This window comes from Chitinophaga sp. 05T412 (assembly GCF_056396465.1).
The window spans coordinates 298282-318473 of the sequence record NZ_JBFTLN010000008.1 but is presented as its reverse complement, the minus strand read 5'-3'; the positions used below and the strand labels follow the sequence as shown (position 1 = coordinate 318473).

Here is a 20192-nt window from a genome sequence, read left to right as displayed (position 1 = left end):
TTTAGTAGATGTATTCCGGTGGGGTGATTCCATTGCTACGCAAGTATATCGTGGCTTGTCCACGGTGATGCGTCACGTGATCAATAGTGGCGTAGAAGCCCGCTATCACGGGTTCCGACAAGGTGCTGTTGTCGATACTTTTTTGCAGTGCATCAAAGGCCTGCTCCACGTATGCGATGGTGGCCTTTTTACCAGTGGTAGCCGCAGGTGGATTCCAGTCGGCCGATTGTTGCCGGATATAATTTTCCTCCCACCATCCAATACCATAGCCGATATGATGTAGTAATTCGCCGAAAGTCCATACTTCGGGAACGGGTTTAAAATCAAATTTTTCTGCCGGCATCGCGGCTGCTACGCGAAGCGTATAATCTCTCGCATTGTTCAGGGTGGTTAATAATTGTGCTTTCATCTTTTTCATTTTGATAAGCCAAAATTAACGGGCCAGTCTTCCATATACTTAAGGAAAATTGCTGTTTTTAGGAACGCACGGCAGAAGGGGATTTTCCGAATTGCTTTTTGTACGCAGCAGAAAAATGTTCAAGGCTGTTAAAGCCGGTGGCGAACGCAATATCGGTGACAGGAAGGCGGGTATCGGAAAGCTGTAGCTGCGCTTCTTTGAGTCGTACCTGTAACATGTAGTTATAGGGCGATGCTGCTGTGACCTGCTTAAACAGGCGGTTGAAATGGAAAGGGCTCATATGTCCAATGGCCGCCAATTGCGACAGGCTGATATCATCTGCATAATGATCATTGATAAATGCCTTTACGTTTTCAATCACCGGCAGGTAATTCCGCTTCTGTTTATCATTCAGTACAGGCAACGGCTGCAGCGGACTACCGGCACTCAATATCAGCAGAAAGAGGGAGGTCATTAATTGTTCCGCGCTTAACTGGCTATAACGGGGTTGCTGTAATAAGGCAAAGATACGCTGATGCAACAGTTCCATTTCCGGCGTAGCCTTCACGAGAATAGATTGTATGTCCGGGTTATCAAAAAACCAGGAAAACGTTTGTGCATAAGGCATGAGGGTAGCAACACTTTCCGGCTCAAAAGAAAAAATGGTGCATTGATCCGGGATATCGTGTACATGTGCTACCTGGTGTTCGTACCCAGGTTTGCAGAGCAGGAACAAGCCACTGTAAGCATCTAAATCATTTCTGAACACCTTAAAGCGGAAGTTGCCTTTGCGGATGTAAGCCATAGAAAAGGTAGCCTGGTATTCTTTTGCAGAAACCTTGCATTCCCGGCACTGACATAAGAAATTATGTACCGTGCAGATAGGTGATTGATGGAGGGTTTGGATGTCCGCCTGCATATGATAAAGGTAGTCTTTGTAGTGAAATAAAAACCAAATTTACCAGGGTGTGGTGACAACCTTATGTCAGGAGCTACCCAGTTTATTTTCGACTGGCCAACAATGCATTGGCAGCATTAAATTACTTAAGGCATCGCCGGCAGCTTACTCATGTCTATCTTCTCTTTGCCAAAGCCCAATGTTACCCCGAACATGGCCAGTATACGCGATTTGTCCAGGCCAAAGTCGTTGCCAAATGCGCCGTTGATGTACAGGTCTTTTGCCACGCGGTAATTCACAAATCCCACTACGCGCTGCGATTTCAGGTGATCCCCGTTTGTATAATTCCGGTAAATCGCCTCCATACCAAGGCTCAGCGGATCGAATTCGAAGGCTAAACGACCACCTACATCTATGCTGTTGGCGGGCGTAATACTGCCATTGGCCAGGGCATAGGCATCGTACATGTACCGGGTATAGGCAGCGATGCTGAAATAATTGGTAGTGGCAGCACCGGGACGATGACTATTCAGTGGCGTATTGAGGGCTACCGTACTCCAAACACCAGCCCTGCCAGCCTTCCAGGTAGTATCGCCAATACCATAGGTGGCGTAGGCACCGGCTACTTCCCATTGGAAAAGCGGTTTTTCGGTGAGTTGACTTTTTACCCGGGTCATTAGCGCGGATAAGGCTTCATTTTTCCGGGCGGTATATTCTCTGAAGATACGGGCAATGGTGGCGGTATCTCCCTGCGCCAGGGCCTGATTATATGCCGGATCTGAGTTAACCGCGTTGAGGATATCGGCTTGTTGCTGTTGGGTGAGGGTATCTACCGTTGCCTGGAGGCGGGCGGCATATCCGCGCCGGTAAGCACGCAGTACGGTGCTACGGAAACCTATCGAAAACACTTTCTGCGAAGTGCTGATGGTATCCGGAATCATATCTTTTTTGATGAACGCCACGGATATTGTTGAAAACTTCAACGCGGAAAACGGTTGTGTTTTCCATACTTCTTTGGCCGTACCTGTTTGCTGACGGGCAATGCCTATAAAGCGAAAAACGTCGCGGTTCTTTGGAAGCGCCCACCAGTAAGGCGTAAACTGGRCTGCATAATTTTGCGGCCAGCCATCGCCATTGAAATTTTGCAATACACTTAAGCCAAAAGCTTTAGGCGTAGCGGGTGATTCTATCAAGGTGGGAGAGATATCCACCAACTTGAATGCGCTGGAGTTGGGCACGCTCAGATTTTCGGCGGGCACCTCCTGTGCCAGTAAGTGCTGACTGATCAGCAATAATAACAACAGGGAGAACAAACGAATCAATGACTGCATGGTTAGTCCAGTTTTACGGTAGTCAATAAATAAATGGTGGTAAAGTCGCCGCTGGCATTGATTACCTGATCCGGGGCGGAGATCTCTTTGTGGCCATCTGCGCCATTATCGAACACATAGCGGGCGCCTATCTTCCCAAATTCTATTTTCCGGGTGGCCAGGTCTTCCCAGAATAACTCAATTTTGGTGACCACATTGACGCTCTTTCCCTGTAGTGCAGCTGCCTGTCCGAGTGCCAGGGGGCGGATATCGCCGGTAGCATCCGATACGCCGGCAGGCACCGGGAACTTGGTACCGTCAGCAAGTAGCATAAATACCCTGGTCCATGCAAATCCATTGGTAGTAATGTCAACCGTCAGCTTAATCTGCTGATCGCCATTTCCGGCTACATAGTGAGTCATAGGATTGTTGATTGAAGCATGATTTAAATTCTGGTAAGACATACGCCCGGTGGCATTTCGCATAGGTTGATATGTGCCGGGTGTATAGGTTAATCTGTATGCAAAATATAAAAAAAAGATGAAAGCGGATATCTATCCACTTTCATCTTTTCTCCTCTTATAAAATATCATCCGTCTAATCCTGTACACAGACAATATCCGCCCAGACCTACTTTGTTTGCGGGAAAACCGCACGCAGCGCTGGAATACGCAGATAAAGGCTTACCCATATCAGGATACCAAAAATGATAGGGAAGTAATAAGGAAATTTTGCAACTGACATAAGTGCCACGGCGCCACCCAGGTAGCAACTCAGGAAAATGGCTCCCAGCACGGCAGTACGGGGGATGGCATATAGCAGGGTGCATAGCAGCAATACAATACCTAATCCCTGCACCTGTGATTCCGGCCAGCCGAGTTCGACACTACCTTTTATAGATACTGCTGCATTAAATACTTTCATACCTCCATCTACAAGAAGGAATAACAGACAGATAACGGTGATCACCCAACCGGTGATATTAGCGCTTTTAGAGGGAGCTACGGGTTTCATATAAATTGTTTGTGTTTCCATAAAGTGTGATTTTCTTTGTGTGATTGATGATACAAACTTAGGCTGATTCCAGCTTTTAGATCGTGGGGGAATACGACATTCTTAATGGCCGATTGCGACAAATGCAGAACACCTTACCTTTGCGCCATGGATTATTTCAAAAAACAGCTTGATTTACTCAAATTAGAACGCGAAACAGACCGGCAATCGTATCAGCAAATGACCACCACTTCTTCTGTGGCTGAGCGCCGTGGCAACGGACTGACCTGGTATCCTATTGCCATCCGGGGTTCTGAAATGAGCCGGGGCGACTATCTGACCGTAGAAGTAGAACGTACCACACACCAGGATATCCCGCATCAGCTGCGTTTTGGCGCTTCCGCCATGTTATTCTCCAACCATGATCCTAAAGAAGATCACCTGGAAGGCACCATCTCCTACCAGGGCGGCAACCGCCTGAAAATCACCCTGCGCACCGATGAGCTGCCCGAATGGGCCAATGATGGCAAGCTCGGCATAGATGTGCTGTTTGATGATAACAGCTACGACGAAATGCAGAATGCCCTTAAACAGGCAGACGCATTACAGGATAAATCTCCGGAAGGCAGACTGATTAAAATACTAACCGGCGCTCAAAAGCCGTCCTTTCATGAGGAACTGGCCCCATATGTCAATCCCCGGCTAAATGCCTCCCAGCAGGCCGCCGTCACCAATATATTACGTGCCAACGAACTGGCTATTGTRCATGGTCCTCCCGGTACCGGTAAAACAACTACCCTGGTACAGGCCATCAAAGCGCTGATACAACAGGACCATCGGCAGATATTGGTAGTAGCGCCCAGCAATACCGCCGTAGATCTGCTCAGTGAAAAGCTGTCGGATGAAGGACTGAATGTACTGCGCGTGGGCAACCCTGCCCGCGTTTCAGAACGACTCACCGCATTAACGCTCGACAGCAAAGTATCAGAACATAGCAGTATCAAAGAAATCAAACGGCTAAAGAAACAAGCCAATGAATTCCGCGATATGGCGCATAAATACAAACGTAATTTCGGCAAAGCAGAAAGGGAACAACGCAAAGCGCTGTTTGACGAAGCCCGCAAAATCATGAAAGAAGTGGGCAACACCGAACAATATATTATAGATGATGTAATTGCTAAAGCGCAGGTCATCACAGCTACCCTTGTAGGCGCCAATCATTACACCGTCAAAAATCTGCAATATCATACCGTAGTCATAGATGAAGCAGGACAAGCCCTCGAACCCGCCTGCTGGATTCCCATTCTGAAAGCGCAAAAAGTAGTGCTGGCAGGCGATCATTGCCAGCTATCGCCTACTATCAAATCGGAGGAAGCCGCCAGGAAAGGATTCAGTACTACCCTGCTGGAAAAGTGTACGCAGCTACATCCGGAAACAGTGACGTTGCTGGAAGAACAGTATCGCATGCACGAAACCATTATGGGGTATTCGTCTGGCATTTTTTATGGCGATAAACTAAAGGCGCATGCGTCTGTAGCGCATCATTTATTGTTTAACAACGATACGCCTTTATCTTTTGTAGATACCGCCGGCTGCGGGTTTGATGAAAAATCAGAAGGAACCAGTACTACCAACCCGGAAGAAGCCGTGTTCTTGTTTAAGCACCTGACCATGCTGGTGACCGAACTGAGTGCACATTACCAGCCGAAAGATTTTCCCACAGTGGCGGTTATATCTCCCTATAAACAACAAATACAACTCTTAAAAGAACAACTGCTGCATACGCCTGCCTTACAGCCCTATGCAGATAAAATTTCCGTGAATACCATTGATAGTTTTCAGGGACAGGAACGCGATATTGTGTATATCAGCATGACACGCAGCAATACAGAAAATAAGATTGGCTTTTTGTCAGATACCCGGCGCATGAATGTGGCGATGACAAGGGCGCGTAAAAAGCTGGTGGTCATTGGCGATAGCGGCACCCTTTCCCAGCTGGCGTTTTACGCCGGATTTATCAGTTACGCGGAAAACAAAAATGCTTATCAGAGTGCGTGGGAGTTTATGGATATGTAGTAGCCGTGCTCATTTCCTCCAGTAGCTGTTTATTAAACGCCGGTGTTTGCTCAAACATCGGAAAATGACCAGCTTCTTCTATCCAGCGTAGTTTAATGGCAGGGCGGATTATTTTCAGTTCATAAGTATAAAACACCAGGGCATCCTGCCGCCCTGCAATAACGGTAATAGGGCCTTTGTACTGATGAAGGTTTTTACTCAGGTCAAAATTTATTCGCCTGAGATCATTGACCATCAGCTGTTGCATCACAAGATTGGATTTTGCTACATTTATTTTTCTCAGCATACTATCAATCTGCGATTTGTTATAGATATAACTCAGTCGTATCGTATTGAAGTAGTGCTTCATCTGTTCATCGGTTGCTTTCCCCTCATTTATTATTTTCTCCAGTGAATCTGTTAAATTCACTTCTGTTGCAGACAGGCGGCTTCGCAGATTATTCATATGTGCCGTCATCCATTCCGGTGAATATTTATAATATCCCGGGTCCACCAATACCAGTGCGCTCACCTTATCCGGGTAATTAGCGGCGAAACTCATCGCCAGCATGGCTCCCCAGGAATGTCCGTAAAACACCGCCTTTTTCAGGTGCAGATGATCTAACAGACGACGCAAATCTTTCATCGCTTCATCGAGATTGATCGTAGTAGAATCCAAAGGCACCGGAACGGACAAGCCTGTACCTCTTTGTTCCAGCAAAATACTGCGGTATTTTTTACTGAGTGTCATCGCTACTTCTTCCTGCTGCAGGCAGGAATTACCAGGGCCACCTGATAAAATGATAACAGGCGTGCCGGCACCATAAGTATGAAAATAAAGGTAACCATTGGGATAACTGATAGAATCCAATTGTTGGCTATGGCCCGCTAATGCGCATAACAACAGCATGGTTAACAACGTGGGTGTTCTCATAAAAACAGGTTGAAAAAGTTACTATTAAAGTACTACAAATCCGGCACTACAGCAACTTATTTACGGCTACTACTACCAATAGCAACTCATAGTTAGTGAGTAAGTCGCGTTTAAGCAAACGGATAGCTTTACTCATGTGTTTTTCCACCATACTAACGGAGATAGACATACGAAAAGAAATATCGCGATACGACAATCCTTCTTCCCGATGTAACAAATATACCTGCCGGCAATTGTCCGGCAGTTGTGCGATGGCGGTATCCAGCGCCTGTAGCGGTGCGCGGGAATTCTCTGCCGGCGTAACGAGTAACTGATTTACTTCTTCCTGCACCGTTTCCAGCCAGGCCGTATCTTCTTTCATGCGTTTGCGGACCACATCAATGAGCTGATGACGGGCAATGGTTTTGAGCAGGGGTAATGCGGCTTCTACGTCGTAGATAGTATCCATACGTTCCCAGACTTTCAGGTAGCATTGCTGCATGAGGTCTTTCAGCAAATGCGTATCCCGGGTATAATGATGCAGGTAGTCATACAGCCTGTTGCGGGAGGCGTGATAGAACCGGTTAAAGAGGAGTTCCTTGTCATACGTAGCAGAATCCGACATAGCAGTACAAATATAGGGGGCGGCGGAGCGAAATACTATATTACCAAATTGTTAATTGCCGTTTTTTCTGCGTTTATGCATTGAGGTAATCCTCACTTTTCACGTGCTGATAGTAGTAAGTAAAACTATGGGCATATGATAGATCCGCATACCTGGCAAAGATACATCGACAATATCTGTACGGCAGCAGAGCGCAAAGCGGTATTGCGTTGGCTGCAGACGCAGGATGAACAAGCGCTGGATGCACTGCTGGAGCGGGAATGGGAAGTATCGCCACCGCCTATGCCGGCGGATATGGCCCGTATGCTGGATCAGGACCTGGCGCATTTACTGCGGCCTGCCCGTCGACGTCGGCTGTTTTATTTGAAATGGACGGCGGCCGCTTGTATCCTTGTGCTGGCCGGTAGTTTATTGTGGTTAAATCGGCCGACAAAACCTGCTACAGCAGTAGCTTCGCAGCAAATCGCCAATACCTCCGGCCATGTGCGCAAACTGACCCTCCCGGATGGCAGTGAATTATGGCTCACACCCGGATCAGTACTCAGCGTGCCGGATGACTACAATGTAATAACCAGGGAGATAATACTTACGGGAGAAGCCTACTTTGAGGTGGCGCCGCAAGCCGCTCCTTTCCAGGTGAATGCAGGCGGGGTAAAAGCTACCGTATTAGGCACCCATTTCAATATAGAAGCTTACCCCGGCGAAACGACAACTGCCGTGGCGTTGTCGTCCGGCAAAATAGCGGTACAGTTATCACTGCACGGCCAGCCGGACAGTACCCTGATACTCACTCCAGGCTTGAAGCTCTCTTATAAAAAGTCAACACAAAGCTTTAGCACCAAACGATTTTCACCGGATAAAGAAAGCGCCTGGAAACAGGGAGCATTGGTACTGGAAGATGTGCCGCTGCAGGCGGCATTCAGCCGTTTGGGAAGCCGGTATCACAAAACGATTCTTGTCTCCACAGATACCCTTAAAACCGCCCGCTTTACCGCTACTTATAGCCAGCAAACGTTAACAGCAATACTCGATAACATGGCCTTCATTTATGGGTTCCACTACTGGGAAACACGCGACTCCATCATCATTCACTAATTCATAAAAAAATGTCCCGCCTGGCAGCGGGACATCAAAAACAATTGTTTTTAAAGTTTACGTATGAACAAATTTAGACAAACCAACGCAAACCTGCCCAAAAGAAAATGGTGGCAGGCCTGGTTCCTGTGCTGGCTGCTGATGGCGGGATATGCTAATGCCCAGTCGCCTGCGCTGAATCAGCCCGTAACGCTCACGCTCAGCAACACCAACCTGGCTACCGTGATGGCAGAAATAGATCGTCAGAGTGATTTTAACTTCTCTTACAATCCGGCGTCGCTGGGTGCTGTAAAGCTCCGCAGTGTTGAGTGGAAAGCAGTGCCGCTGAAAAATGTATTGGGAGAATTAACAAAAACCTATGGTATTACTTACCAGGTAACTGGTAATACAGTGGCCATCAAAGCAGGTCCCAATACCCCGAAGGATGCGGGGAATGGCAATATACATGGCCGCGTGGTAGATTTTGAAACGGCTACTCCCCTCCCCGGCGCTACGGTGCAGCTGCAAGGCACTACCTTCGGCGCTATTACAGATACGAAAGGTTACTACCAGTTAACGAATGTTCCCGTGAACGCCTATACGATGTTGATCACTTTTGTGGGTTATCAGCGCAGTACCGTAGCGCGGGTACAGGTAGAAAAAGATAAAGCGGCGAGCTATGATGTAAAAATGCAGACAGGTGGCGCGCTGAAAGAAGTAGTAGTAGGTAGTGGTCCCCGGAAAGTAAGAGCGGTGACACATAGTACCGAGCAGCAGTTGTTGCAGGAAATCAAACAAGCCACAGGAGTGGTATCCGGTATATCCAGTGAGTTGATCAGCAAAACCGCCGACCGTAATGCAGCGGAAATTGTAAAACGTATTTCTGGTATTACCGTAGTAGATGACCGCTTTATAGTAGTGAGAGGGATGAATGAAAGATATAATCTGACTTACCTGAATGGTAACGTGGCCCCCTCTACGGAATTATATACCAAAGCATTTGCCTACGACCTGCTGCCCAGCAGTGTGATTGATAAAATAATGGTGTATAAATCACCCGTAGCTGACCTGGTAGGCGAATACGGTGGTGCAGCGGTGAAGGTATTTACGAAGAATGCCATGCCGGTAAAGCACTTTGATATGGGCGTACAGGTAGCGTGGCGGGAAAACTCCAGCATGACCAATGTGAACAGCTACAATGGTGGTAAACTGGACTTCCTGGGTATCGATGATGGCACGCGTAAACTTCCTGCATTCTCGCCGGGTGTTTTTGAGAGTAACCGGCGGGTATMCGGATTATCGCAGTCGGAATACCTCAAGGGTTTTTCTCCCACGCTGGCTATTGGTAAAAGATATAGCCTGCCTGACATGCAATTATTTGGCAACTACTACAATAGCTGGCGTATTGGCAAAGCCAGGTTGTATGATCTTACTGCTATCACCTACACCAAAGAAACCACGGCCAATGAATTGTACCGGCAAACGGGAAATACGGATGCTTATATGCTAAGTGACGTTGCGGGGCAGTTTGATGGTACMGCCAACAAAATCAGCCGCATTGCCCAAACTACAGAAACGGGGAAAGTGAATGTTCTGGAAAACCTGACCCTGAAGCTGAACGACCGTCACCAGTTTTCGCTATTGAATTTTTTTGTGAATGATGGAAAGCGATTTACCAGCAATAGCGAAACCAGACTTAATGCTACTCCGTTCTACCAAAGCAGGCGCAATGGCAGTCTCAGAAAAGACCTGGTACTTTCTTTCCAGCAGCGGATGTTGTATTCCGGAAATATAAACGGTACCCATGCATTGGATCAGCAACGTCGTCATGAACTCACCTGGAACCTGGGCTATACACATGATCTGCAAAATGTGCCGGACATGCGTCTGATACATTTTGGTGGTATCATTCCCGCGACTGTTGAATCTGATCAATGGTATGCCGCTGGCTCCAATGGCGATGCCAACACCACCCAGGCAGGTATGCTGGCTCGCCTATACCTCAAAAACCTGGAACAGGTATACAACGGATCTGTAGATTATACCTTTCACCTGCGCCCCAATTTTTATATCAAAACAGGCGGGTATCAGCTGTTCAAAATCAGACGGGTAGGTCGTCGGTTCTTTCGTGTAAATCGTGCCGGGCTTCAACCTGACGAAATAGAGGTACCTAATAATTCCCCGCTCTATCCCAAATGGCAGACCGGGTATGATATCAACGATATTAATAAGCTCAGCTTTCGCCTCGGAGACTTGCCAAAACTATGGAGCCCTGCTTTTTTCCCGGATGACAACAGCGCCCTTGCGATATACGATGTCACTTCTCCCGTAGACTCCTATACGGCAACAGAGCAATACAACTCCTTTTACGTGATGGGCGATTGGAAAACGGCTGATAACCGGCTTACACTGAATGCAGGATTAAGGGGAGAATATGACCGGCAAAGGCTTTCCGGCGCTAAAGTATATCAGGGCGCTGGCAAACAAGCCATAGAATATGTGTATGTAGATCATAAAAAAACGTTGCTGTTACCTTCGGTCAACATTGGCTACCACCCCGACAGCAGCTTTGTGATCCGCGCCAGCTACGGTCGTACGGTGAATCGTCCAGACTTCCGGGAGATCACCCCATTTGATGATTTTGACTACCAGCGAAATGAAAGAATAGCAGGTAATCCAGGTGTAGTAACTGCCGTGATTGACAACTACGACTTCCGGGCAGAACTATATCCGCGCAATGCCAATGAAGTGATTAATGTTGGTGTATTTTATAAACACCTGCAGCATCCTATTGAAAAAATGCGGGAAGAAGCCACTAATGATGAATATAACAACGACAGAAGCTTTACCAACATTAGTTATGACAACTCTGTAAGCGCCGAAATTTATGGAGTGGAAGCCGAAATTAAAAAGAACCTCGCCTTCATTCCCGGCAAGATCTTTCGCCATCTTTCTGTAGTGCTGAATGGCTCCTATATAAAAAGTAGTACCGAAAGACGAAAAACGCCTGGTTTTTATAGCTMCGATACCGCGCATAAAGCAGGCGGTCCCCTGCAGGGGCAGGCGCCTTATATTATGAATGCAGGGTTGTTTTATGAAAACATTGCTACCGGTACCAAGATAGGATTGGTGTACAATGTAAGCGGCGCCAGCATTTATGCCAAGAGTGTCCGTACGATTGCTGATTCCAGTGCTGAAGACAAGCATTATCGCCCAGATCTGCTGCAATTGCCTACACACCTGCTGGACCTGTCTGTAACGCAGCGACTGATTAAATCACTACAGCTGAAACTGAGTATACAAAACCTCCTGGATCAAAGCTACCGGATTATAGAAGATAATAATTTCAACCAGCGATATAACAAAGAAAAACCAATTGACCTTCCGGATAATCACCGGTATTACAAAGGCGATAACATCTACTCAAAATATAAACCGGGTAGGTACATATTGTTACAGTTTACCTATTCATTTTAAAACTATTCAGTAAAGCACAAACGCGTATAACATGAGAAAACTCTTTTGCTGGCAGGCTATACTACTGTTGCTTGTTCTCCTGGGAAATGCCTGTAATAAAGACGTTACCATGCCGGAACAAGTTGCAGACGGACAGATCAACTTCTACTTTGCCTCTACGGCGGCTGTAAATGGCGCCAATGCCCTGGACTCCAAAGGATATAAAGTATTAATAGATAGCCGGGACAGTACCTATGAATTACCTGAGCCCAGCTACCAGTCTTTTTATCCTTATCTTCTTTTTCCGGGAAAAGACCGTCCGCTTTATCCTAATTCCATTTCTGAATGGGTACGGCTGATGCGGTTACCCACCGGTATGCACCAATTGTTCCTCGTAGATACGGCCCATCGCGTAGTAGACAGCGCCAGCTTAACACTCGCGCCTACTGTTCCCGCCATGGTGTTTCTGGGGGATAGTGCAGGACACTACCGCCATATTATTGGCGCAGATCCCTACACGGCTACAGCCGGAATAATCGGCTTACGGATTATTAATCTCAGTCCGTTTACCGGTCCTGTTTTTGTAACCGTTAACAAGACGATACCTCCGACGCTACCAGCATCTACCTCTTTCATGGATCATACCGGATTTATGCCTGTTGATTTCCCGGCGCCTGCTACCGTAAATATAAAGGTTTACCAACCCGGCGATAGCACCCAATTTCTGGCCAGCGCCGCGACAGATATGTTACCCGGCCACGCCTATACGCTGTTGATCAATGGTTATAGTGATACAGCACCTTCCAGCTATGTTGATCCGCTAACCGGGAGAAAAATACCGATCGTCAACAATTTCTCGCTTATGCTTTTCAAAAACTTCTAGTGATGAAAAAAAAATTATTGCTCTTTGTACGGTTAGGGCTATACGCCATATTGACCATCAGTTTATTGACGGGTTGCAAAAAGGTGGACGATCATGCTGTGATGATATTATCACAGCCCTGGTTGGCGGATAGTCATACGCAGACCAGCGGTTCCAGGCTAACACCTATTACATGGACTTACCCCACCGATCTGCTGGTAGGTGATACCGCCATGCTTATTGGCCGTCTGTTTCCTTATCAGCCGGGTACACAAATCATGATTGGAGGGGTACCGGTGAAGATTATTGATACCGCACAATATTCGCCCGGTTACAGGGTCTATACGCCACAGCCCAAAATGGACGGGATACAATTCATTGTTACCAAAGAAATGACAGGACCCAAGAAAACGGTTTCCATTACCGCCAATGGCGTCACTATTTACGGCAATACCATTAATATCGTGATGACTAAAGGCGGGCTTCTCCGCACCGATACCACCTTATGGGTAGATCAACTGACCCAATGGCTGCCGGCCAATGTGGAGGACTATGCTTCTCATGCCAACCCGCTAATGCGTAGCAGCCATGTGGATAAAGCGGGGAACCTGTACTTCGATAATAAGCTGTCAGTTCAGGCAATCAATAACGGTACCGTACATACGCTGATAAAAGCAGGCGATCGGTTAACTGATGCCAAAGGCAGCAGTTTTTCTATTAAGCAGGTACTTGGCAGCACCGTCACATTTGATGGAGACGCTATCTATTTTTCTGCAGAAGTTTCGGATAACCCAACAGATGAAGGAACAAATTATGTTTTCCGGCTCTGTAAAATGGATTTAACGACCAAAAGCATTAGCACCCTAAATCGCACACTGGTAGCAAATCAATATAGTAGTGAAGAAACCGGAGGGCCTTTTAACGGAAATATCAGTGCACTGAAGGTGGTAGCTGTTAATTTAAACACGGATATTAACAACAATCTTTACTACACCAATGTATATGCACCAGGCAGTCCGTGGGACAACCACAATGAATGGTATACCAGTGGTATTAGCACCGGCACTACCGATTATGACAGTAATACAGGTTCTCTGTTGCTGGTATCCAGATTAGACGTGAATGGTATCGTACACGGATTAATGCATGCGGAATTCTATTATCCGTCCACCGGATTCATGGTATATTCCGGCAAGTACTTACCTGATCCTTCGGGTAAACATTTGTACGGATATACTTCCGTAAACTGGGCACCATTTGAACTATTGCAATACAATATCACCGACGATGATAAGGGCAAGACCTATAAGACGAATAACATACCCTACTTTTTTCACTCTTATGAAGCTGATCTTACTTATAAAAACACAAGTGACTTTGGCTTTGCTGTAGATCCATCCTATGCCGGATACATGAACAAGGAACTCCAACTCCAAAATGGTACACTGCTGGTAGTAAATAACCATTCTCTGGTAAATTATGATATTGAAGCGTTGAGCTCCTATTGTTATGCCGGCACGGAAATAGGCATGTATGAAAGGGGCACTCCAGCCCAAAATAAAATAACCGGTTCAGCGAAATGGGTCAACTTCCAGGATGTTAAGCTGATAGGGCAGGATAAAAACGGTGACGTATATTACTGCAAAGGCATCGATGATTACAAAAACGGCGTTATTTTCTATARACTACATACTAAGAAAAACTAATATTTACAACCTGGTAGGTCCTTCCGGTCATCACCGGGAGGACTTTTTTTATTTCCGGAAAGCGGTATCTTGTGTTTTCTTTCGCTTAATCTTCTGACAACATGATACCGATTAGCCAGCTGCTTCTTTTTGCTTTCACCGCTTTGCTCATGGTGTTAGTACCGGGTCCCAATATGATTTATCTGATTTCGCGTTCTGTGACACAGGGCAAAAAAGCGGGGTTTATTTCGCTTTGTGGGGTGGCTTGTGGCTTCCTCTTTCACATTACGCTGGTATCTTTTGGGTTAACGGCGGTATTAATGGCCGTTCCTTACGCTTATACGGTGCTTAAATTAACCGGTAGCGCCTATCTCCTATACCTGGCCTGGCAAACGCTTAAACCGGGCGGAAAAAGCCTGTTTGACACGGGTCGGCAACTGGACGTAGATAAGCCATTGAAGCTATTCAGCATGGGTTTATTTACTAATATGTTGAATCCGAAAGTAGCGGTGTTTTATTTGTCGTTTTTCCCGCAGTTTATCAAGCCAGAATACGGTTCCGTACTGGCGCAAAGCTTTCTGCTGGGGCTTACCCAGATTACGGTTAGCTTCACTGTTAATTTTTTCATTATATATTCAGCCGCCGGCGTAACACGTTGGTTTGCGGCCAATCCTAAATGGGTACGCATGCAGAAGTGGCTCATGGGGGGCGTTTTCAGCGGTTTAGCCATAAAAATGGCGCTGGACAAGGGCAAATAAAAGCTTGTCGCCCACCTAAAAAAGCGTAACTTTGCGGACTTTTTCGGGGAAGATAAATGGTAGCCTGCTCATAGTGATCAGCCTGTTTATTTTTTGAACAAAGACATTATGAGTAAAATAGTTGATTACCGGAAGTTGCTGGGCGTTACCAAAACTACGGAAGTAAAAGAATTAAAAACCATCTACCGGAACTTAATGAAGGAGTGGCACCCTGACAAATTTGAGGGACTGGAAGAAGAGAAAAAACTGGAAGCAGAAGTGAAAAGTAAAGAGCTGATCGAAGCTTATCACTTTCTGGTAAGCATTGCACCGGAAACAATTGCAGCAGCACTTCCCCAGTATACAGAAACTATCTCTGCTTCTACCATCGTAGATTTCAGTTATTCCAAACAAACCTTACAATTGCATTTCCAGGATGGCAGCAGCTATGAATACCTGGAGGTTCCAAAAGCAATATATGTGAAGCTCATTAACTCAGATACACCGGGCAGATTCTGCCGCAGACACGTGTATCATGAGTTTGTGTATCGTAAGGTAAGCAAAGCGATGGAGGTTTAAACCCTCTGCAGCAAAGGATTTCAGCACATTACCATTTAGGTTGCGCTGATTTTTTTTCAGGAATTTTTGAAAAAAATTTGGCGAAATGCTTTGTCTGCTTATCTTTGCAACCCCTGACACGATATCAGTTGCCCAGATGGCGAAATTGGTAGACGCACTGTGTTCAGGTCGCAGCGCTCGCAAGGGTGTGCTGGTTCGAATCCAGTTCTGGGCACAAAAATGGACAAACTTAGGTTTGTCCATTTTTATTTTGGGGTAATCCCGCGTCCAGCGTATATATCAGCTTAACGGCTTCGTTGAGTCGGCAGTTCGATAATTGATTCCAACAAAAGTGAGTTTTTATGGGAAAATCGAATCCTACTTTCTTTTAGAATTGAGCCAGTTCTTTTTAGGAGGTAGTTCTGTCCAATATTCCGCTACCATGATCCCATCCTTGTGCATTTCCAACAATTCTACCTGTTCTCGTCTGCTTTCGTGGTATTGCGGTTCGGTAGCTTTCTTCCTGATTTCCCTAAAATTCAGCTCATATAATTATATTAGCCAAATCTTTCGTGGTTATTTATGGAAAAGACAAAAATGGGTCTTCCTTACTATACAGAAATCAATGATTTTCTTGCGTCCATACCTTGGCCAGCTGGTACGGTCAATCCCGATTTTTTCTGTCTTCGGCTAAAACCCGTCCCCGGACAAGCGTCTGTATACCGACCACCTTTCAAGCGTTCCTTTTATTTCTTTGCGTTATTTTATAATTCAGGGAAAATTCAAGTGAACTTCGGTGACAAAACCATACATAATCCCGATTCCTATCTTGTTTTCCATTCTCCCAACCTCATTTATAGCTTTGCGCATAACAACGCGCTGGAAGGTTATATTATTTATTTCAAATCTGAGGCTTTTTCTTTCTTTAAACCAGATTTTCAAAAACAGTTTCCGCTGTTCGATCTTCTACATACTAACCTATTTAATTTTGGTCATACAACGTTCGATCAGTTAGCTCCTCATTTCGAGGCTGTGTTCACAGCTTATGAGCAATCAGACAAGGACCAGCATTTAGAAGCACGATTGAAGTTACTGGGATTGTTCTGCTATCTGGAGCAGTTTGCCAACGAGTACAAAAAAAACGACCAGGCGCCCACAGCCCAGCAAGAGCTGCTGCGCAAATTCATCCAGCTGATCGAAAATCATTATGTTGACAAACGCACAGTTCAAGAATACGCGGACATGCTATCCGTCACATCAAACCATCTCTCTCAAGTCGTCAAATCTGTATCTGGAAAGAACGCGCTGAGTTTTATTTCTGGCCGCTTAGCAAGTGAAGCGAAATCGTTGCTGCTGTATACTAATTCAGAGATTTCGCAAATTGCCTATCAACTTAACTTTTCCGATGCTGCAAACTTCGGCCGTTTTTTTAAGCAACATACCGGTATGACGCCATCAGCATTCCGCGGAAATCAAACTTGAGGAAATTGACTAAAAAAACCAAGATTTTGACAAGTATAGATTGGTCGATTACGGTTTCTTTGCAACCAAATTCAATTCTATGCCGAGCAAAGTATTTATCAATCTGCCAGTGAAGGACCTGCAAAGGTCAATGAGTTTTTTTAAAAACTTAGGGTTTTCATTTAACCCACAATTTACTGATGGATGGGCATAAATGGGAACTGGCGTATGTCAATATGAGTCAACTTTCAAAATCTTAACCCGATGAATCAACAATCATCTGTAGAGAGCTATATTGCTGAGGCCGAGGATTTCGCCAAACCAATCCTAAATCATTGGCGTAATCTCATAAGGGTTGTATGTCCCGATGTTATCGAGGTGATCAAATGGGGTATTCCTCATTTCGAGTATAGCAGTAATAACCTCTGTGTTATGGCCTCCTATAAGGCGCATTGTGCTTTTACTTTCATGAACGCGGAGTTTATGAGTGACCCACGTCTAAAGGATGGCAAGGAATCCAAGCCCATTAAACGGTTTTTAGGCAAAATTACGAAACTCAGCGATTTGCCTGCTGATAACGAGTTTATCTCCATGCTCCACGAAGCAATGCGGCTAAACGAAAAAGGTATCAAGGTAACACGGGAAAAACCGGCGACTGAAAAGCCTAAAACGCTTGATGTCCCTGACTACTTTGAAGAGGCTTTAGCCTTGTATCCGGAAGCAAAGGCTATATTTGAAACCAAGTCTAATTCCTTTCGCAAGGAATACATTATTTGGATATCTGATGCCAAAACMGATGAAACCAGAAATAAAAGGATAAGTGAAGCTGTAGAATGGATTGGAGAGGGAAAAAGCCGATTCTGGAAACACAAAAAATAAGTCGTTAGGTAATTCCCTCATCCAGGATTGGTAAATCATTTGATGAACACCTTTGAATTTGACTCGAATTTCCCGTCGACAGCAAAGGCTGAATTTGAAAAAATACTCGAATCTTTTCGTTCTAATCAGCAGCTAAAAGGTTCAGTATTTGTCCCCGATAGGCCCCACCAAAAATTGGTTCGATAATGGTCCCTTAGTGGGTACTAAAAAGAAAAGGCCGGAATTTCTTCCGACCTTTTCTTTTTAGTACCCACTAAGGGATTAATACCAGGTACCACCATTAACTTTAGTAGCTCTCTCCGTAATGGGCTGCTAGAAAGTTGACAAGCGATAAGAAAAATACTTTTCAAGTTTGAAAAAGGTATCTCAAAATTACTTTTGAAACACCCTCTTATTTTTAATTATCAAATTATATTAATATAATTTTGCAAGGATAAACCCTATTCCGGACTTATTATGTTTACCTATGAAAAAACTGTTAGCCATTACACTAGTGGCATCCTGTTTGAATGCTTGCACCCACACAGGCGAGCGAAAGTCTTCGTCTGATTCCACCCATCAAAGTAATGATGCCACTGAGACAGCCGACGCAGGGATTCCGAAGGGGCACTCACTAAAAGGCAGGAAATACTATCTCCTCCAGGTCCAGGCGCTTTACGGGTCTGTTTGGGTTGCAGAAGCGGAGCTTGAATTTGTATCAGATAAATTTGCGTCGAATCAGGTTACTTTCCGCTCTGATGCTGATGGGCAGTTTTCTGCGGAGCATCCGGATCATATGTTCATTGGAAAAAAAGAAGTATTACCGTACACTTATGAAGATGGCATTCTCTCTTTGCATTTTAAAGGAAAACCAGCTGTCAATGTGATTGTAACTCCAGGCCCTGCCGGCACACTGAAAATGAGTACAGGAGAAATCTTATTCCCATCGTCTATTGTGGGGAAATTACAAGGTGAGGTTCCAAAACAAAGATTCAAATTGATTCTGCCAGACTTACCGGAAAAGAGCATCAATCTACTGGTAAGGTTAGTACAGGGGCCACGGGATGCACACGGACATGTTATCACAGATAGGGCAGGCAGGTCGGAACCTCGTGTGGTTATAACACCTGTAACACCACCTGTAGCAGCACCTGTAACAGAGGACGACAATGAATGATAACCTGGTTACTGGCCTTTAGCCTGGGTAAAATTTCTCGATATCGGCTGAATCCATTTTTCTTTTAAATATTGTATTCTACACGATAATTTCCCAATTAATTGGTTCGGGAAAAGTACACTCCGGCGCGCGAAAATGGACAAATCGAGATGTACTTCGGTTTGTTCATTTTTATTTTAGGGATTAGCCAACACCTTAACGACGAAATTCTTACAAATAAGCGGACGGAGTATGCTAAACAGATTGTGTCGACACAAATGGACGCAGCTGTTTGTATCAATAAATGGATACTTAGAAATCCTGTAACCTATACCAACCACTCGCTGGGTGCCTTGCCGAATTTCTTCTTAAAAGAATGGGAGAAATGACTTAAGCTTTCAAAGCCCAGGTCAAGATAAATAGTAGAAGGCTTTTTATGCTTCTTCTCCATCAGGTGCCGGGCCTCTGCCAGCCGCCTTTCCAATAGCCACTGCCGGGGAGGCAGATCGAATACTTTCTGGAAATCACGCTTGAAACCAGCGAGACTTCTTCCCGTAAGTTGCGCAAATTTTTCAATCGGAATATTGTAATGAAAATTACTGCGCATGAATTTTTCCAGGTCTATCTTATATGGTTCCGAAAAGTCGAATAAGAATTTTGTCAGCTCCGGCATAGTATCCAGCAGCAGGTATACTGCCTCTTTTACTTTGAGCATTCCTACCGCACTGGTTACTTTTTTCTCCGGATGATTCACATATGGAAGCAGTGACTGAAAGAAGGCATGCCAGAAATCGTTTCCGGGAATCAGGATGTTGGCAGGTCCCATGTATTTTTGTCCCGTCTCTATCTTTTCTTCCAGAGCGATCTGCCGAAGCAGGCCTTCTTCCAGATTGATGACAATGGTTTGATAATCCTCCCCTTCCACGGGCATCTTAGTAATTTCCCCGAGTTGATTTTTTTGAATCAACAACACCTGCCCCTTACGCATAGAAATACTCTCGTTAGCTGTCTGCAGTTTGAAAAGGCCAGCAACCTGCATCACCAGCTTACTATGCGTCATAAATGCATACTTCTCTTTTCTCATGGCCGAGAGATAGGAGTAGAAGATGACCCCGGGAACTACTTCTGCTGGATATGTCATGATGTAAAGATAT

19 protein-coding genes and 1 tRNA gene are annotated in these 20192 nt (G+C 45.4%); 12 read left to right on the top strand and 8 right to left on the bottom strand.

Going from position 1 to position 20192, the window contains the following annotated elements:
* Position 1: 1 nt before the first annotated feature.
* The 5 genes from AC1DFM_RS19345 to AC1DFM_RS19325 form a co-directional block, all read right to left on the bottom strand.
* The gene (locus tag AC1DFM_RS19345) at positions 2-409 is read right to left on the bottom strand and encodes a DinB family protein (RefSeq protein ID WP_477078392.1); all 408 of its coding nucleotides are present in this window, start codon (positions 407-409) and stop codon (positions 2-4) included.
* Between the two features lie 67 nt (positions 410-476).
* Positions 477-1316, bottom strand: a complete 840-nt coding sequence (locus tag AC1DFM_RS19340; protein ID WP_477078391.1) for a helix-turn-helix domain-containing protein — start codon at positions 1314-1316, stop codon at positions 477-479.
* Between the two features lie 125 nt (positions 1317-1441).
* Positions 1442-2626, bottom strand: coding sequence for a hypothetical protein (locus AC1DFM_RS19335; protein WP_477078390.1), 1185 nt, complete (start codon positions 2624-2626; stop codon positions 1442-1444).
* A 2-nt stretch (positions 2627-2628) separates the two neighbouring features.
* Positions 2629-3027 carry a hypothetical protein gene (locus tag AC1DFM_RS19330; protein WP_477078389.1) on the bottom strand — a complete coding sequence of 133 codons (399 nt, stop codon included), beginning with the start codon at positions 3025-3027 and terminating at the stop codon, positions 2629-2631.
* Between the two features lie 208 nt (positions 3028-3235).
* Positions 3236-3640: a DoxX family protein gene (locus AC1DFM_RS19325; protein WP_477078388.1), complete on the bottom strand. Its 405-nt coding sequence runs from the start codon at positions 3638-3640 to the stop codon at positions 3236-3238.
* 126 nt (positions 3641-3766) lie between these two features.
* On the opposite strand from AC1DFM_RS19325, the gene AC1DFM_RS19320 reads away from it, so the two are divergent.
* Positions 3767-5674, top strand: a complete 1908-nt coding sequence (locus AC1DFM_RS19320; protein ID WP_477078387.1) for an AAA domain-containing protein — start codon at positions 3767-3769, stop codon at positions 5672-5674.
* Here the strand turns inward: AC1DFM_RS19320 and AC1DFM_RS19315 are convergent.
* Complete coding sequence (locus tag AC1DFM_RS19315) at positions 5661-6587, bottom strand: alpha/beta fold hydrolase (protein ID WP_477078386.1); 927 nt, start codon at positions 6585-6587, stop codon at positions 5661-5663. The genes AC1DFM_RS19320 and AC1DFM_RS19315 overlap by 14 nt on opposite strands.
* Positions 6588-6633: 46 nt before the next feature.
* Positions 6634-7191, bottom strand: coding sequence for an RNA polymerase sigma factor (locus AC1DFM_RS19310; protein ID WP_477078385.1), 558 nt, complete (start codon positions 7189-7191; stop codon positions 6634-6636).
* 135 nt (positions 7192-7326) lie between these two features.
* On the opposite strand from AC1DFM_RS19310, the gene AC1DFM_RS19305 reads away from it, so the two are divergent.
* From AC1DFM_RS19305 to AC1DFM_RS19255, 11 genes are all read left to right on the top strand, one after another.
* Complete coding sequence (locus tag AC1DFM_RS19305) at positions 7327-8286, top strand: FecR family protein (RefSeq protein ID WP_477078384.1); 960 nt, start codon at positions 7327-7329, stop codon at positions 8284-8286.
* Between the two features lie 63 nt (positions 8287-8349).
* The gene (locus AC1DFM_RS19300; RefSeq protein ID WP_477078383.1) at positions 8350-11742 is read left to right on the top strand and encodes a TonB-dependent receptor; all 3393 of its coding nucleotides are present in this window, start codon (positions 8350-8352) and stop codon (positions 11740-11742) included.
* A 31-nt stretch (positions 11743-11773) separates the two neighbouring features.
* Positions 11774-12604, top strand: a complete 831-nt coding sequence (locus AC1DFM_RS19295; protein WP_477078382.1) for a hypothetical protein — start codon at positions 11774-11776, stop codon at positions 12602-12604.
* 2 nt (positions 12605-12606) lie between these two features.
* Entirely contained in the window at positions 12607-14289 is a 1683-nt protein-coding gene (locus AC1DFM_RS19290; protein ID WP_477078381.1) for a hypothetical protein, read from the top strand.
* Positions 14290-14390: 101 nt separating this feature from the next.
* On the top strand, positions 14391-15026 hold the full coding sequence (locus tag AC1DFM_RS19285; RefSeq protein ID WP_477078380.1) for a LysE family translocator: 636 nt from the start codon (positions 14391-14393) through the stop codon (positions 15024-15026).
* Between the two features lie 108 nt (positions 15027-15134).
* Positions 15135-15584: a KTSC domain-containing protein gene (locus tag AC1DFM_RS19280; RefSeq protein ID WP_477078379.1), complete on the top strand. Its 450-nt coding sequence runs from the start codon at positions 15135-15137 to the stop codon at positions 15582-15584.
* A gap of 130 nt (positions 15585-15714) precedes the next feature.
* Positions 15715-15798: transfer RNA gene (locus AC1DFM_RS19275), tRNA-Leu, on the top strand.
* Between the two features lie 347 nt (positions 15799-16145).
* The gene (locus tag AC1DFM_RS19270; RefSeq protein ID WP_477078378.1) at positions 16146-17045 is read left to right on the top strand and encodes a helix-turn-helix domain-containing protein; all 900 of its coding nucleotides are present in this window, start codon (positions 16146-16148) and stop codon (positions 17043-17045) included.
* Between the two features lie 79 nt (positions 17046-17124).
* The gene (locus tag AC1DFM_RS19265) at positions 17125-17238 is read left to right on the top strand and encodes a VOC family protein (RefSeq protein WP_477078377.1); all 114 of its coding nucleotides are present in this window, start codon (positions 17125-17127) and stop codon (positions 17236-17238) included.
* 50 nt (positions 17239-17288) lie between these two features.
* Positions 17289-17903 (top strand): YdeI/OmpD-associated family protein, encoded by a 615-nt coding sequence (locus AC1DFM_RS19260; RefSeq protein ID WP_477078376.1) that lies wholly within the window; start codon positions 17289-17291, stop codon positions 17901-17903.
* Positions 17904-18369: 466 nt separating this feature from the next.
* On the top strand, positions 18370-19059 hold the full coding sequence (locus AC1DFM_RS19255; protein WP_477078375.1) for a hypothetical protein: 690 nt from the start codon (positions 18370-18372) through the stop codon (positions 19057-19059).
* Between the two features lie 307 nt (positions 19060-19366).
* Here AC1DFM_RS19255 and AC1DFM_RS19250 read toward each other — a convergent pair whose 3' ends face one another.
* Positions 19367-20179 (bottom strand): helix-turn-helix domain-containing protein, encoded by an 813-nt coding sequence (locus AC1DFM_RS19250; RefSeq protein ID WP_477078374.1) that lies wholly within the window; start codon positions 20177-20179, stop codon positions 19367-19369.
* Between the last annotated feature and the right edge of the window lie 13 nt (positions 20180-20192).

Bases quoted from the DNA above. Each gene is read 5' to 3' on its own strand.
- AC1DFM_RS19345 (WP_477078392.1), bottom strand. From the start codon at position 409: ATGAAAGCACAATTATTAACCACCCTGAACAATGCGAGAGATTATACG.
- AC1DFM_RS19340 (WP_477078391.1), bottom strand. From the start codon at position 1,316: ATGCAGGCGGACATCCAAACCCTCCATCAATCACCTATCTGCACGGTA.
- AC1DFM_RS19330 (WP_477078389.1), bottom strand. From the start codon at position 3,027: ATGACTCACTATGTAGCCGGAAATGGCGATCAGCAGATTAAGCTGACG.
- AC1DFM_RS19325 (WP_477078388.1), bottom strand. From the start codon at position 3,640: ATGGAAACACAAACAATTTATATGAAACCCGTAGCTCCCTCTAAAAGC.
- AC1DFM_RS19315 (WP_477078386.1), bottom strand. From the start codon at position 6,587: ATGAGAACACCCACGTTGTTAACCATGCTGTTGTTATGCGCATTAGCG.
- AC1DFM_RS19310 (WP_477078385.1), bottom strand. From the start codon at position 7,191: ATGTCGGATTCTGCTACGTATGACAAGGAACTCCTCTTTAACCGGTTC.
- AC1DFM_RS19305 (WP_477078384.1), top strand. From the start codon at position 7,327: ATGATAGATCCGCATACCTGGCAAAGATACATCGACAATATCTGTACG.
- AC1DFM_RS19295 (WP_477078382.1), top strand. From the start codon at position 11,774: ATGAGAAAACTCTTTTGCTGGCAGGCTATACTACTGTTGCTTGTTCTC.
- AC1DFM_RS19285 (WP_477078380.1), top strand. From the start codon at position 14,391: ATGATACCGATTAGCCAGCTGCTTCTTTTTGCTTTCACCGCTTTGCTC.
- AC1DFM_RS19280 (WP_477078379.1), top strand. From the start codon at position 15,135: ATGAGTAAAATAGTTGATTACCGGAAGTTGCTGGGCGTTACCAAAACT.
- AC1DFM_RS19270 (WP_477078378.1), top strand. From the start codon at position 16,146: ATGGAAAAGACAAAAATGGGTCTTCCTTACTATACAGAAATCAATGAT.
- AC1DFM_RS19265 (WP_477078377.1), top strand. From the start codon at position 17,125: ATGCCGAGCAAAGTATTTATCAATCTGCCAGTGAAGGACCTGCAAAGG.
- AC1DFM_RS19255 (WP_477078375.1), top strand. From the start codon at position 18,370: ATGAAAAAACTGTTAGCCATTACACTAGTGGCATCCTGTTTGAATGCT.
- AC1DFM_RS19250 (WP_477078374.1), bottom strand. From the start codon at position 20,179: ATGACATATCCAGCAGAAGTAGTTCCCGGGGTCATCTTCTACTCCTAT.